This window comes from Paenirhizobium selenitireducens ATCC BAA-1503, from assembly GCF_000518785.1.
Classification (GTDB): domain Bacteria; phylum Pseudomonadota; class Alphaproteobacteria; order Rhizobiales; family Rhizobiaceae; genus Allorhizobium; species Allorhizobium selenitireducens.
Genome location: NZ_JAEG01000012.1, coordinates 142,854 through 157,196, shown reverse-complemented (window position 1 = coordinate 157,196; position 14,343 = coordinate 142,854). Strand labels below are relative to the sequence as shown.

Sequence of the window (14,343 nt, the reverse complement as noted above, 5' to 3'; positions counted from 1 at the left end):
GGGGCGCTCGACTTGCATGTGTTAAGCCTGCCGCCAGCGTTCGTTCTGAGCCAGGATCAAACTCTCAAGTTGAGAATTCAATCTAGACTAATCACTGTATGTTCTGAATCGACGAGAACCAACTTCGCTTCCAACCTAAGCCAGAAGCGGCTGTTCTCATATCAAAACGTGACCGTCTGCGTATCATTCGTAGAAAAGCCCTAAAGCTCTTCCCGCGACGCCGCCGTCCACGTTTCTCTTTCTTCTCATCTTCAATTGTCAAAAAACAGACGACAATCAGCCGTCACAAAAACTCAACACCAAACCATCCGGTCCGGCAATCCATCAGCATCTCAGCCAATTTCTAGAGGTTTTAGTCTGAACCAGAGTGCCGCTCGCCTCGTCGGCGCCGCCCTCTCGTTCGGTGAAGCGGCTTATACGGCCACTCCCTTTTCCCGTCAACAGCCAATTGTCAAAAAACTGTCGTTTTTGATAAGTCACGGAAAAAGCAGGGTAAATTCTGACCGCACATTCGCCATGGATCCGGTTCGCCGCAAAGGGCTTCGCCAGCGCCGTAGCAATTGCTGGACTTCAAATGGGAGCCGCAACCCTCGATTTCAATACCGGCCATCCAATCGCGCGAGCGGTGCGCAGCCAGCGAGACACATACCCCGCTGGCCGCTTTTTGCCCGATCCTCAGAACGGATAGTGCTGCTGCGCGTCCTCGATGGTCACCCAGCGCAGCGTGGTGAACTCGGCGATCGCCGCCTTGCCGCCGAAGCGACCATAGCCGCTGCCCTTCACGCCGCCGAACGGCATCTGCGCCTCGTCATGCAGGGTAGGCCCGTTGATGTGGCATATCCCGGTCTCGAGTTGCTCGGCCACTCGCATGGCCCGCTGGATATCGCGGCTGAAGACCGCCGAGGACAGACCGTACTCGCTGTCATTGGCCACGCGGATCGCTTCCTCTTCGCCGGAAACGCGGATCACCGGCTTCACCGGACCGAAGGATTCCTCGGTAAAGACGCGCATGCCGTCTTGGACGGCGTCGATCACGGTCGCCTCAAACACCGAACCGTGGCGCTTGCCGCCTGCCACGACCTTGGCCCCCTTCTCCACCGCATCGGCCACCATGGCCTCCATCCTGGCTGCCGCCTCCGGGCTCACCAGCGAGCCGAGCACCACATGGCCGCGCGGATCGCCGGCCGGCAGTTGCGCCGCACGCGCTGCAAGCTTGGCGACGAAGTCGTCGGCGACCTTCTCGTCAACGATGAACCGCTCGGTCGACATGCAGATCTGCCCCTGGTTCATGAAGGCGCCGAACACCGCCGCATTGACGGCCCCGTCGATATCGGCGTCATCGAGCACGATCAGCGGGGCCTTGCCGCCGAGTTCGAGCAGAGCCGGCTTCAGGTGCCGGCCGCAGAGTTCGCCGATGATCCGCCCGACGCGGGTCGAGCCGGTGAAGTTGACGCGCTTGACTTCCGGCGCGGCAATCAGCGCCTCGACCACCTGCGCCGCATCTTCAGGTGCATTGGTGATGACGTTGACGACGCCGGCAGGAAGGCCGGCCTCGACCATCACCTGGCCGATCATCACATGCAGGCCCGGGCATTGCTCCGAGGCCTTGAGGATGACGGTATTGCCACAGGCAAGCGCCGTGGCGATGGCGCGGGTCCCGAGGATCACCGGCGCGTTCCAGGGCGCGATCCCGACGCAGACGCCGGCTGCCTGGCGCATGCCCATCGACAGCGAACCCGGCTTGTCGGAGGGAATGATCTCGCCGTGGATCTGCGTGGTCATCGCTGCGGCCTCGCGCAGCATGTTGGCGGCCAGCATCACATTGAACCCGGCCCAGGGTGCCGTGCCGCCTGTCTCGGCGGTCAGAAGGGCGATGAAATCCGGCGCCTTGGCGTCCATGACGTCGGCCGCCTTGGAGAGAAGCGCGCGCCGAGCGCCGGGTCCCGTCTTCGACCAGGCAGGAAAGGCGGCCGAGGCCGCCGCAACCGCCGCCTTGACGTCTTCTATACCGGAGGCCGGCGCGGTGCTGGCGACGGCACCGGTAAAGGGATCGTGGCGCACGAAGGTCCGCCCGGAAATCGCGGCGACCGCCTGACCGTTGATGATCTGCTTTATATCCATGATATGGTGCCCTCTTCTTTGTTGATGAAAATGTCTGGCTGAAAACGCCTGTGATCTGGAGTGAAATACGTTCACGCGAACGGATGGTGTTCAACGCAGTCAGGTGGAGGCCCCGGCCGTAACCGCGTATGCGGATCCTCCCAGACCGTTGCGCCGTCGATATGGCAAATGGCGCATGTCGGCCACGTCTTCAAGCCGGAGCAGCCGCCTCCTGGCTCCCTATAGAGAAGTGGCGTGTTACACCGCGAAGAGCAGCGCCCGACCTCCAAACGACCTATGCCGACTGGCCCTGACGGACGCTTGCAGATATATCAGCCTTGCCAAATTGCCGCCGTGCTGACAATTTGCACGCAGAACCCCAGTCATCCGCAAGCGGACCCGCGGCCTTGCGCCGACCCCATTCCATCGGAAGGAACACCCCATGACATTCAACAATCTCATCGCCGGCGAATGGGTCGGCGGCAACGCGACCGAAAACCGCAATCCTTCAGACACCAATGACGTGGTCGGCCTCTATGCGCAGGGCACGCCGGACGACATGCGGGCAGCGATTTCGGCGGCAAAGGCCGCCTTTCCGGCATGGTCGCGCTCCGGCATCCTCGAGCGTCATGCAATCCTGAGGAAGACGAGCGACGAGATTCTTAGCCGCAAGGAAGAACTCGGCACGCTGCTCGCCCGCGAGGAGGGCAAGACCCTGCCCGAGGCGATCGGCGAAACGATCCGCGCCGCCCAGATCTTCGACTTCTTCGCCGGCGAATGCCTGCGGCTCGCCGGCGAGAGCCTGCCGTCGGTCCGTCCGGGCATCGGCGTCGAGATCACGCGCGAGCCGATCGGCCCGATCGGCCTCATCACCCCATGGAACTTCCCGATCGCCATTCCGGCCTGGAAGATCGCTCCGGCCCTTTGCTACGGCAATACGGTCGTCTTGAAGCCGGCCGAACTGGTTCCCGGCTGCGCCTGGGCGCTCGCCGACATCCTGCATCGCGCCGGCCTGCCGAAGGGCGTCTTCAATCTCGTCATGGGCAAGGGCTCGGTCATCGGCCAGGTCATGCTCGACAGCCCGGACCTCGCCGGCATCAGCTTCACCGGCTCGGTCGGAACCGGCAAGCGCGTGGCGCTCGCCTCGATCGAACACGGCCGCAAGTACCAGCTGGAAATGGGCGGCAAGAACCCCTTCGTCATCCTCGACGACGCAGACCTCTCGATTGCCGTCGAAGCCTCGCTCAATTCCTGCTTCTTCTCGACCGGCCAGCGCTGCACCGCATCCTCCCGCCTGATCGTCACCGAGGGCATCCACGACCGCTTCGTCGCCGCGCTGATCGAGCGCCTGAAGACCGTCACCGTGGACAATGCGCTGAAGGCCGGCACCCATATCGGCCCGGTGGTCGACGAGCGCCAGTTGATGCAGGACATCGACTATATTGACATCGGTCGTTCGGAAGGGGCCAAGCTGGCCTTCGGCGGCGAACGCCTCAACCGCGAGACGCCCGGCTTCTATCTGCAGCCGGCGTTGTTTACCGAAGCCACCAACCAGATGCGCATTTCGCGTGAGGAAATCTTCGGCCCGGTCGCCTCGCTCATTCGCGTCAAGGACTATGAGGAAGCCCTCACTGTCGCCAACGACACACCGTTCGGCCTGTCGTCGGGCATTGCCACCACCAGCCTGAAGCACGCGACGCATTTCCGCCGCAACGCGGAAGCCGGCATGGTGATGGTCAACCTTCCGACCGCCGGTGTCGACTTCCATGTGCCGTTCGGCGGGCGCAAGGGCTCGTCCTTCGGTCCGCGGGAACAGGGCCGCTACGCCGCCGAGTTCTTCACCACAGTCAAGACCCAGTACACGCTGGCTTGACGCCGACTGAAGTCCGCCTCCGCTCTCGGGGGAGGCTCACACCTTCAAATGCGACACGGGCCGGCTTGCCGGCCCGTGTCGTTTCATCCCTTGGTGATCAGGATGAGGACGACGAACATCAGCGGCACGGCCGTCAAGGCCGGAATGATGATCGCCGGATAACCAAAGGCGAGGATGGCGAGCAGCCAGACGAGCAGCAGATTGACAATGAAGAGGACCTTAGCCGTGGTCGAGCCGCTGACGGCCTCCTTCAGCATCCAGCCGAACACCGGCACGTGATAGATCATTCGCGCAATCATCGCTTCATCCTTTCCGGGCCCGGCCCATTCTTGATATTTGTCACACCTATCGACCGCCGGCAGCCGCCACAATGCGGCAAAATGACGTTTGCCAAGCCGCGGCCCCGGGCACGGACCGATCTCTCCCGAGGCTTGGCTGGAAAAACGCGCCTCCGGCACCGCTCCAACCAGCAAAGCGAATGGCGCTTCTGGACAGGCACCGCGCATTGATCCTATTAGTTTTGGTGTGATGGTTCCGCCGAACCGAACGGAGAGGCGGACGAAGAGGGAATACGGTGAGGACTACCCATCAGGGGCCGAAACCGTGGCTGCCCCCGCAACTGTAAGCGGCGAGCGACGTCCACAATGCCATTGGCCGGAAACGGCTGATAAGGCGGACCGAGCCAAGACCCGCAAGCCAGGAGACCTGCCATCGCATACGCCGCGAAAGCGGCATCCACTTGAAGAACCGCGCGGTGGGCGCGGACGAAAGGAATGACACATGCATATTGAAGTTGGAATCATCGATCCGGCGCGTATCGCACTCGCCAACGCCGCCGCTCTCGCCCTCGTCGCCGCACAGCTCCCGGCGATCGTCAAGAACCCGCTGGTCGTGCCGAAGGCAATCCTGGCCGCCGTCGGATTCTCGGCCATGATGCAGATCTGGCACCTGCCCGTCGGCCCCTCGGAGCTGCATCTGATCGGCGCCACGACCATCTACATGCTGTTCGGCTTTGCGCCCGCCATGCTCGGCTTTGCCCTTGGCCTCGTGCTGCAGGCCTTCCTGTTCGAGCCGGGCGACATCCCGCATCTCGGCGTCAACGCGCTGTCCCTGATGATTCCGATGGTCGCGGCGCACTACAGCTTCGGCCGCCGCCTGTTCGACGCGAACCTTGGCGACCGCTTCAGCCTCGGCAAGGTCCTGCGCATTGACGCCGTCTACTATGCCGGCGTTTCCGCCATGGTCGGTTTCTGGCTGATGATCTCGAACGACAGCTTTGCCGTCACCGACTGGGCCACCTGGGTCGCCGCCTACTTCCCGGTCTTCGTCGCCGAAGCGGTCATCACCTTCTCGGTGGTCTCGCTGATCAAGGGTCTTCGCGCGAACGGTCTCGTCTCGCGCATGACCGAAGTGAACCGCCTGACCTTCGCCTGATGGCGCCGGAGCCGGTGCCGCATAATTGAAGACATGAAGCGCGTGGCCCGGGTCACGCGCTTTTTTCTTTGAAAAATCGGCCGGCTTGCGATACCGGCCTTACAGAAGCCGCCCGGGCTCGATTTCCGGCCGGCTGGAAACCACGGTCCGGCTGGCACATCCGCCGTTTCGACCCGCTGATCAAAGGGTAACGCCGTTGCGCATTCTCTCCGAAGCACACTTCCCCGAACTGCCGAACTACTATCGCGGCAAAGTGCGCGAGAACTACGATCTGCCCGACGGCAGCCGCATCATCGTCTCGACCGACCGCCTGAGCGCCTTCGACCGGATCCTCACCTGCATTCCCTACAAGGGACAGGTGCTGACCCAGACCGCGCGCTACTGGTTCGAGCAAACCGCGGACATCTGCCCCAACCACGTGATCGCCTATCCGGACCCGAACGTCGTGGTCGGCAAGCGGCTCGACATCCTGCCGGTCGAGATCGTCGTACGCGGCTATCTCGCCGGCACGACCGGAACCTCGGTGCTTACGCTCTACAAGAAGGGCGAGCGCGCCATGTACGGCATCACCCTGCCGGACGGCCTGCGCGACAACCAGGTCCTGCCGCAGCCGATCATCACGCCGACGAGCAAGGCCTTCGATGGCGGCCATGACGAGCCGCTGAGCGCCGAGCAGATCGTATCGGAAGGCCTGCTGACGCAGAAGCAGTGGGATACGGTCTCCGCCTATGCCCTGGCGCTGTTCGCCCGCGGCCAGGAAATCGCAGCGCGGCGCGGCCTGATCCTGGTCGACACCAAATACGAGTTCGGCACCGATGCCGACGGCAACATCCTGCTCGCCGACGAGATCCACACCCCGGACAGCAGCCGCTACTGGATCGCCGACAGCTATCAACAGAGCTTCGAGAAGGGCGAGCGTCCGGCAAGCTTCGACAAGGATTTCGTCCGGTCCTGGGTCGCCGAGCGCTGCGACCCCTACAAAGATGAGATCCCGGAAATCCCGGTCGAACTGGTCGAGGAAACCTCCAAGGTCTATATAAAGGCCTACGAGACCATCACCGGGCTTCAGTTTGTGCCGGATGACGGTTGCGAGACCCCGCGCGATCGCGTCCGCATGAACCTTGCCCCATATTTCCCAGGGAGTTGAGCCCCGTGCCAACCGCGCGTGAAACGGCAAGACCGGCCAATGCCGAGGCCACCTGCGGCGGCACCGCCGCTTTACCGGCGCGCCGCACCCGCCGGCCGGCCGAGGAAACGCGCGAGGACATCCTCAACACCGCTGAGCATCTTTTCCGCACCCGCGGTTATGGCAGCGTCGCGATCGCCGACATTGCTACGGCACTCGGCATGTCGCCGGCGAATGTGTTCAAGCACTTCCATACCAAGACCAGCCTGGTCGACGCCATCTCCTCGCGCCACATCGAAAACATGATCGCCCGCCTGGGCTACCTCGATACGGAGAAAAGGGCGCCCGGACGTCTGCTGGATTTCGTCAAGCAGCTGATGGAAAGCCACCTCGGCGACCTCGAAAGAAACCCTCACCTGTTCGAAATGGTCCTGCTGACCGCCAAAGACGACCTCCAGTGTGGCCATCGCTATCGCGACATGCTCGTGGACGAGCTGTCGTCCATTGTCGAAGATGGCATCGCCGAGGGCGTATACACAGTCACGGACAGCCGCAAGGCGGCAAATTCGGCCTTCCTGGCCCTTGCCTGCGTTCTGCATCCCGTCATGATCGCGAACGAAAAGGCTGACATATTGGCAACACGCTGCGAAGATGTTGTCTCGCTCATCAATGCTGCATTGCAAAGCCCCCTTGCAAAGTGACGATCGTTTGAATACGTCACTTGGCAATTGATACCAGTCCTTATTCCATTGCCCGCGCGTGTGCTCGGTCGGCCGGTTAACAAAAGTTAATTTCCATGACGGGCCGTCATGCTTTAGCGCTACACTGCCCTGCCTCAATGATGACCCGGAAAACACCATGAAAAGACACCTCAAGCTGACCACGGCCCTTTTGGCTCTTTCCGCTGCACTGGCAGGCTGCAACGATGCAGCCACCGACGGCAAGGCACCCGCCGCGGCCGGCGCCGAACGGCCGCCGTCACCCGTCAGCGTCGTCATCATGAAGAAGGCGGAACAGCCTCTCACCACCCTGCTTCCGGGGCGCGCCGCAGCCTTCCAGGTCGCCGAGATCCGCCCGCGCGTCAGCGGCATCATCAAGGAAATCGCCTTCAGGGAAGGCGGCGAGGTGAAGGCAGGCGACCTGCTTTACAAGATCGAGGACGACACCTACCGCGCCCAGGTGGCGCAGGCGGAAGCCAGCCTCTCCAAGGCCGAGGCCGGGGTTCCGAGCGCCGAGGCAAATCTTGCGCGCTACGAGCGGCTGGTCGGCAGCGGTGCGACCCAGATCGAGTTCGAGAACGCCAAGGTCACGCTGCTCCAGGCAAAGGCCGACGTGGCGGAAGCCAAGGCGTCGCTGAACTCCGCGCAGATCAACCTCGACCTCACCAGCATCGAAGCACCGTTCGACGGCGTCACCAGCACTTCGAATTTCTCGATCGGCAATGTCGTGACGGCCAACCAGACGGATGCACTGACCACGCTGCGCCGCCTCGATCCGATCTATATCGAACTGACGGAATCGAGCGCCAACCTGCTGCGCCTGAAGCAATCGATCGCCGCCGGCCGGCTGGACGAGGGCGGCAACGACGACACGGCCGACATCCACCTGACGCTGGAAGACGGCATTGAATACCCGCATGTCGGCAAGCTCGACATGTCGGATATGGCGGTCAGCGAGACGACCGGCACTTATTCGATCCGGGCCGTGTTCGACAACCCGGACGACATGATCCTGCCGGGCATGTATGTCCGCGCCACCGTCACCGTCGGCAAGGAGAACGGCTATCTGATCCCGCAGCGCGCCGCCATGCGCGACGCCCGCGGGGAACTGACCGCCAAGTTCGTCAATGCGCAGAACGTCGTCGAGACCCGCTCCTTCGCCGAAAGCGCTGTTTCGGGCAATAACTGGCTGGTCACCGAAGGCATCAACGACGGCGACAAGCTGATCGTCGACGGCTTCCAGTGGATCGGCGACGGCGCTCCGGTAGCCCCGGTGGAAGCCACTGTCGATGCCAAGGGCCTGGTCGTCGAAACGCCCAAGGCGCCGGAAGCAACCCCGGCCGCAAAGCCGTGATTTTGCGGTTCAGCAGGCAGTATACAGGCGCTAAGGGGTAACCAATGGCCAAGTTTTTTATTCGCCGTCCAATCTTTGCATGGGTGATCGCGATCGTGATCATGCTGGGCGGGGCGCTGGCGATCTCGTCGCTCTCCATTTCGCAATATCCGGAGATCGCGCCGACCACCGTGCGCATTTCCGCAAGCTATAACGGCGCCAGCGCCGAGACCGTCGAAAAGTCGGTCACATCGATCATCGAGGACGGCATGACCGGCCTCGACGACCTGACCTACATGACGTCGTCGTCCAGCACCGGCCAGGCGTCGGTCACGTTGACCTTCGGCAACAATATCGAGCCGGACATTGCCCAGGTGCAGGTGCAGAACAAGCTGCAGCTGGTTCAGTCGCAGCTGCCCGACGTCGTGCAGTCGGCCGGCATCTCGGTGACCCGGTCCACCTCGAGCATCCTGCTCGTCGGCGCGCTGGTATCGACGGATTCGGAACGCAGCCCCGTAGAGCTCGGCGACATCTTCTCGACGAAGATCGAGGACCAGATCAAGCGCCTGGAAGGCGTCGGCAGCATCGAGGTCTTCGGCACGGGCTACGCCATGCGGGTGTGGCTCGATCCCTTCAAGCTCAACAAGTTCCAGTTGACCCCGACCGACGTAACCACCGCCATCCAGGCCCAGAACACCCAGGTGTCCGTCGGCTCGATCGGCGGGCAGCCGGTGGCCGCGGGACAGCAGATCAACGTCACCGTGACGGCCCAGAGCCAGCTCAGGAGCGTTTCGGATTTCGAATCCATCATCCTCAAGGTCGAGACCGATGGTGCGACGGTTCGTCTGAGCGACGTCGCCCGCATTGAAATCGGCCAGGAAAGCTATTCCACCAACACCCGCGCCAACCGCAAGCCCGCAACCGGCTTCGCGGTGAACCTCGCAACCGGCGCAAATGCGCTGGATACGGCTGACCGGGTCAAGGTCGCGCTTTCGGCCATCGCTCCGACGCTGCCCGAAAACGTCATCATCACCTATCCTTACGACACCACCCCCTTCGTGCAGCTGTCGATCGAGAAGGTGGTCCACACGCTGATCGAAGCCATCGTGCTGGTCTTCTTCGTGCTGCTGATCTTCCTGCAGAACCTGCGCGCCACCTTCATTCCGATGATCGCCGTTCCCGTCGTGCTGCTCGGAACCTTCGGCATCCTCGCGGTGACCGGCTACTCGATCAACACCCTCACCATGTTCGCCATGGTTCTCGCCATCGGCCTGCTCGTCGACGACGCCATCGTCGTGGTCGAGAACGTCGAGCGAATCATGTCGGAGGAAGGCCTCTCGCCGCTCGAGGCGACAGAGAAGTCGATGGGCGAGATCACCGGCGCCATCGTCGGCATCGCGCTGGTCCTCACGGCCGTGTTCATTCCGATGGCCTTCTTCGGCGGCTCGACCGGGATCATCTATCGCCAGTTCTCGATCACCATCGTGTCGGCAATGCTGCTCTCCGCGGTGGTCGCCATCGTGCTCACTCCGGCGCTCTGCGCCACGATGCTGAAACCGATCGACCACACCAAGGAGCGTCGCGGACCGGGCGCCTGGTTCAACCGCAATTTCGACCGGACGACGGGCGGCTATGTCTTGAGCATCGGCTATCTTCTGAAGCGTCCGCTGCGCGTCATGCTGATGTTCGTCATCGTTCTTGGCGGCTGCGCCTGGATCTTCTCGCGCTTGCCGAGCTCCTTCCTGCCCCAGGAAGACCAGGGCGTGCTGATGACTATCGTCCAGCTGCCGAACGGCGCGACCACGGCCCGCACCGAGGAAGTCATCCACAAGATCGAGGATTACTATCTCGAGAAGGAAAAGGACGCCATTCAGGACGTCTTCGCCGTGTCCGGTTTCAGCTTCGTCGGCCAGGGCCAGAACTACGCGCTGGTCTTCGCCAAGCTCAAGGACTTCGAGGAGCGCACGACGCCGGAACTCGCCGCCTCTGCCATCGTCCAGCGCGCCATGGGCTACTTCTTTACCCTGCGCGACGCCATGGCCTTCCCGCTCCAGCCGCCGGCCATTCCGGGTCTGGGCACGTCCAGCGGCTTCTCCATGTACCTCGTTGACAGCGGCAACACCGGCACGGATGCGCTGACGGCAGCATCGAAGAAGCTCATCGGCATGGGCAGCGCCAACGCAAAGATCAGCTCGCTCAGGTCCAACAGCCCGGACGCAGAAAGCCAGCTGAAGATCCTGCTCGACCAGGAAAAGATGGGTGCCATGGGGCTCGATCTCGCATCGGTCAACTCCATGCTCTCGACGATCTTTGCCGGCCGCGATGTCAACGACTTCACGCTCAACAACGAACTGAAACCCGTCTACGTACAGGGCGACGCACCATATCGCATGCAGCCAGACGACCTCGGTCACTGGTATGCCCGCAATACGGCTGGCGAAATGGTGCCCTTCTCCGCCTTCAGCCAGGTGTCCTGGGTCGGTGGTCCGCCCACTCTGGCGCGCTTCAACGGCATCGGCGCCATTTCGCTGGATGGCGCCGCAGGCCCCGGGGTCAGCTCCGGCGACTCGATGGACGAGATGGAACGGCTGACGGCAAGCCTCGACGGCGGCTATTCCGTCGCATGGCAGGGCATCTCCTATCAGGAGCGCCTGTCGGGTTCGCAGGCTCCCCTGCTCTACGGCCTCTCCGTGCTGATCGTCTTTCTCTGCCTGGCTGCGCTCTATGAGAGCTGGTCGATCCCGTTCTCGGTCATCATGGCGGTACCGGTCGGCGTGCTTGGTGCGCTTGCCGCCGCCTATTTCTTCGACCAGGCGAACGACGTCTACTTCAAGGTCGGCCTGCTGACCACGATCGGCCTCGCCGCGAAAAACGCCATCCTGATCGTGGAATTCGCCAGAGACCGCATGGATCGCGGCGTGGGCCTGATGGATGCGACGCTGGAAGCAGCACGCCTGCGCCTGCGGCCGATCGTCATGACCTCGCTCGCCTTCATCCTCGGCGTCGTTCCCTTGGCGATTGCCACCGGCGCCGGCTCGGCGGCACAGAACTCGATCGGCATTGGCGTGCTTGGCGGTATGCTGGCAGCGACCTTGCTCGGTATTTTCTTCGTTCCGTCCTTCTTTGTGATTGTGCGCAAGCTTACAACCCGTGCAAAAGCGAAAGAGGCCCTGTCATGACATTCAACGACTTGGTAGGTTAACAAATTATCTGCGCCGCGATCGACGAATCACGGCGCAGTTGAGGCACGGGGCGCGCGGCGACAGGTCATGAGGACCTTGAACCTTGCGTTCGACACCCTGAATGCAATCTAGGATAAGACGATGGTATCCATTCGCGTAGCCGCCCCCCTCGTATTGCTGCTGCTGTCCGGCTGTGTAACCGGCCCGGACCACACGCAGCCACAGACCCCGCTGCCGGAAAAATTCGCCGAAGGCGGTAAGAAGAGCAATGGCGAAGTCGCCATGGCTGCCTGGTGGACCGCATTCAACGACAAGCGCCTCAACGGCCTGGTCGAGCAGGGCCTCGACCAGAACCTCGACGTCCTGCAGGCGCTTGAGCGCATCACGGCTGCGGAAGCCAATGTCGTCGTTGCCGGCGCTGGCGCGCTTCCCTCGCTGGGTGTTTCCGCCGACGAGTCTCTCGGCAAGTCCAAGGGCACCGGCGACTACAGCGCCCGAACCACGGACACGACCTCCACGGCGAGTGGCGGCGTGAGCGTTTCCTGGCTCCTCGACCTCTTCGGCCAGTATCGCCGCGCCAAGGAAGGCGCAACGGCCTCGCTCGATGCGGCCTATGCCAGCGCCGATGTCGCCAAGCTCTCCTATCTTTCTGACCTGGTGACCTCCTACATCAATGCGCGCTACTATCAGGAGCGCATCGCGATCGCCCGCAAGAATCTCGCTTCGCGGCGCGAGACCCTGGACCTCACCAAGCTGCAGCTCGAAGCCGGTGCGGCTTCGCGCCTCGACGTGGTGCAGTCCGAAGGTCTGGTCAACTCGACGCTCGCCGACCTGCCGGGCCTCGAAACGAGCTTCCGCCAGTCGGCCCACCACATCGCCACGCTGCTCGGTCTGCCGGCCTCGTCGCTGATCGCCGACTTGCAGAAGGGCGCGCCTCAGCCCCTCGCACGGCGCAGCATCAATGCTGGCGTTCCCGCCGACCTCATCCGCAACCGCCCGGACATTCGCAAGGCCGAGCGCGAACTCGCGGCAGCCGTCGCCGAGATCGGTGTTGCCGAGGCGCAGCTCTATCCGTCGATCACGCTGGGTGGTTCGATCTCGCCCTCGTGGATCTCGACCAAGTCGCTCGCCGGCAGCCTGACCTCCTGGTCGTTCGGCCCGAGCCTGACCCTGCCGATCCTCGATGGCGGCCGACTGAAGGCCAATGTCGACATCGCCGAGTCCTCGGCCCGTGGCGCGTATCTCGCCTGGAAGGCTTCCGTCCTCAACGCTGTCGAAGAGGTCGAGAATGCCTTGGCGGCAGTCAACCGCGACAGCCAGACGGTCAGCGCGCTGACCGCGACCGTCCGCTCCTACGAGGAAGCCCTTTCGCTCTCGACGGCGAGCTACAAGGACGGCGCATCCTCGCTGCTCGACGTGCTCGACGCCCAGCGTTCGGTCTCCACGGCCCAGGCAAGCCTCGCCCAGGCCGTCCAGCAGATGGCTGCCGACTACGTCGCGCTCAACGTCGCCATCGGCGGCGGCTATGCCTTCGACAAGAAGGCCGGCCTGTAACCGCGACCGATCTGAGAGACACAAAAACCCGGCGACCGGAGACGGTCGCCGGGTTTTTCTTTTCCAGCTGACAGACCGCGAAGGGTGCGATCACCCAGCCCGATCAGAACGTGGCGGGTGTGTTGATCCACAGCAGCACCGTCTCGCCGTCGAAGCTGTTGTGCCAGGAATGCGGTCTGCGGCTTTCGAAATAGAAGCTGTCGCCGGCATGCAGCTCGAAGAAACGGTCGCCATCGAGAATGATCTCCAGGCTGCCCGACAGCACATGGATGAACTCTTCGCCTTCGTGCTGGTAGGCCCCTTCGCTGGAAGCACCCGGTGCCAGCTGGAAGCGGTTGCACTCCATCTGGTTGCGGCCTTCGGCCAGCACCTGGACCTTCACCCCGGAGGTGGTGGTCGGCCAGGTCGGCCATTTGCCGTCGCGGATCAGTGATTCCCCGCCCTGCCCCTGCTCCTGACCGCTGAGCGACGCGAGCGTCGTGCCGAGAAAGGCCGCAACGCCATGCAGCGCGGTGAAGGAAAGGCCCTGCGAGGTCCGCTCGAAGGTGGAGAGCTGCGACACCGAGGCGCCGGTCGCCTGGGCGACAGCATCAAGCGTCTTGCCTGCATCTCGCCGCAGGCGGCGGATCTTGAGTCCGACCGGTATTTCCGCCGGCTCGGAACCACCGTCGGCTTCGCCCTCGGGAAAGCCTGCCTCGTCTGCCGCATCCTCGTCACGAAGGCTTTGACGGATCGCTGCCGGATTGAGTCCCTTCTCGCTGCGCAGCCAGGCAATCGTCTTCAGTCGCTCGACGAGCGCACGATCATAAAGCCGCTGGCCGGATGGTGTCCGGATCGGCTCGATCAGATCCTGGGTCTCCCACAGCCTGAGCGTGGAGGGGGAAACACCCGCCATCCGGGCGGCTTCGGCAATCTTGAAACGGATATCATCCATGCGGATCGAACCCTGTCAGCGCGATGTCATTGCCATGCGTGATAATTGCGACAAACCATATTGCAAGTCTACAGAAAAAATGTAGGAA

General features: G+C 62.9%; 10 protein-coding genes, 1 rRNA gene and 1 riboswitch. Of the genes, 7 read left to right on the top strand and 4 right to left on the bottom strand.

Features of this window, described 5'->3' with window-relative positions; translation table 11 throughout:
* Together L867_RS0117310 and L867_RS0117305 are read right to left on the bottom strand one after the other, a co-directional pair.
* Positions 1-72, bottom strand: a 16S ribosomal RNA gene (locus L867_RS0117310); the annotation flags it as partial.
* A 603-nt stretch (positions 73-675) separates the two neighbouring features.
* Positions 676-2,121 (bottom strand): aldehyde dehydrogenase, encoded by a 1,446-nt coding sequence (locus tag L867_RS0117305; RefSeq protein WP_028738048.1) that lies wholly within the window; start codon positions 2,119-2,121, stop codon positions 676-678.
* A 421-nt stretch (positions 2,122-2,542) separates the two neighbouring features.
* Between L867_RS0117305 and L867_RS0117300 the strand changes: the two genes are divergently transcribed.
* Complete coding sequence (locus tag L867_RS0117300; protein ID WP_028738047.1) at positions 2,543-3,973, top strand: aldehyde dehydrogenase family protein; 1,431 nt, start codon at positions 2,543-2,545, stop codon at positions 3,971-3,973.
* Between the two features lie 83 nt (positions 3,974-4,056).
* Here L867_RS0117300 and L867_RS0117295 read toward each other — a convergent pair whose 3' ends face one another.
* Positions 4,057-4,272, bottom strand: a complete 216-nt coding sequence (locus tag L867_RS0117295) for a hypothetical protein (RefSeq protein WP_037173697.1) — start codon at positions 4,270-4,272, stop codon at positions 4,057-4,059.
* Between the two features lie 213 nt (positions 4,273-4,485).
* Positions 4,486-4,700: riboswitch (cobalamin riboswitch) on the top strand.
* Between the two features lie 53 nt (positions 4,701-4,753).
* On the opposite strand from L867_RS0117295, the gene L867_RS0117290 reads away from it, so the two are divergent.
* The 6 genes from L867_RS0117290 (at position 4,754) to L867_RS0117265 (ending at position 13,321) form a co-directional block, all read left to right on the top strand.
* Complete coding sequence (locus L867_RS0117290; RefSeq protein WP_028738045.1) at positions 4,754-5,407, top strand: energy-coupling factor ABC transporter permease; 654 nt, start codon at positions 4,754-4,756, stop codon at positions 5,405-5,407.
* 196 nt (positions 5,408-5,603) lie between these two features.
* Positions 5,604-6,554 carry a phosphoribosylaminoimidazolesuccinocarboxamide synthase gene (locus L867_RS0117285; RefSeq protein WP_028738044.1) on the top strand — a complete coding sequence of 317 codons (951 nt, stop codon included), beginning with the start codon at positions 5,604-5,606 and terminating at the stop codon, positions 6,552-6,554.
* Positions 6,555-6,673: 119 nt separating this feature from the next.
* Entirely contained in the window at positions 6,674-7,234 is a 561-nt protein-coding gene (locus tag L867_RS0117280) for a TetR family transcriptional regulator (protein ID WP_051439059.1), read from the top strand.
* Between the two features lie 157 nt (positions 7,235-7,391).
* Complete coding sequence (locus L867_RS0117275) at positions 7,392-8,606, top strand: efflux RND transporter periplasmic adaptor subunit (protein WP_028738042.1); 1,215 nt, start codon at positions 7,392-7,394, stop codon at positions 8,604-8,606.
* 44 nt (positions 8,607-8,650) lie between these two features.
* Positions 8,651-11,764 carry an efflux RND transporter permease subunit gene (locus L867_RS0117270; protein ID WP_028738041.1) on the top strand — a complete coding sequence of 1,038 codons (3,114 nt, stop codon included), beginning with the start codon at positions 8,651-8,653 and terminating at the stop codon, positions 11,762-11,764.
* Positions 11,765-11,908: 144 nt separating this feature from the next.
* Positions 11,909-13,321 carry an efflux transporter outer membrane subunit gene (locus L867_RS0117265; RefSeq protein WP_028738040.1) on the top strand — a complete coding sequence of 471 codons (1,413 nt, stop codon included), beginning with the start codon at positions 11,909-11,911 and terminating at the stop codon, positions 13,319-13,321.
* A gap of 103 nt (positions 13,322-13,424) precedes the next feature.
* Here L867_RS0117265 and L867_RS0117260 read toward each other — a convergent pair whose 3' ends face one another.
* On the bottom strand, positions 13,425-14,255 hold the full coding sequence (locus tag L867_RS0117260; RefSeq protein WP_028738039.1) for a MerR family transcriptional regulator: 831 nt from the start codon (positions 14,253-14,255) through the stop codon (positions 13,425-13,427).
* Between the last annotated feature and the right edge of the window lie 88 nt (positions 14,256-14,343).

Coding starts and splice junctions, on each gene's coding strand:
- L867_RS0117305 (WP_028738048.1), bottom strand. CDS start 2,121: ATGGATATAAAGCAGATCATCAACGGTCAGGCGGTCGCCGCGATTTCC.
- L867_RS0117300 (WP_028738047.1), top strand. CDS start 2,543: ATGACATTCAACAATCTCATCGCCGGCGAATGGGTCGGCGGCAACGCG.
- L867_RS0117295 (WP_037173697.1), bottom strand. CDS start 4,272: ATGATTGCGCGAATGATCTATCACGTGCCGGTGTTCGGCTGGATGCTG.
- L867_RS0117290 (WP_028738045.1), top strand. CDS start 4,754: ATGCATATTGAAGTTGGAATCATCGATCCGGCGCGTATCGCACTCGCC.
- L867_RS0117275 (WP_028738042.1), top strand. CDS start 7,392: ATGAAAAGACACCTCAAGCTGACCACGGCCCTTTTGGCTCTTTCCGCT.
- L867_RS0117270 (WP_028738041.1), top strand. CDS start 8,651: ATGGCCAAGTTTTTTATTCGCCGTCCAATCTTTGCATGGGTGATCGCG.
- L867_RS0117265 (WP_028738040.1), top strand. CDS start 11,909: ATGGTATCCATTCGCGTAGCCGCCCCCCTCGTATTGCTGCTGCTGTCC.
- L867_RS0117260 (WP_028738039.1), bottom strand. CDS start 14,255: ATGGATGATATCCGTTTCAAGATTGCCGAAGCCGCCCGGATGGCGGGT.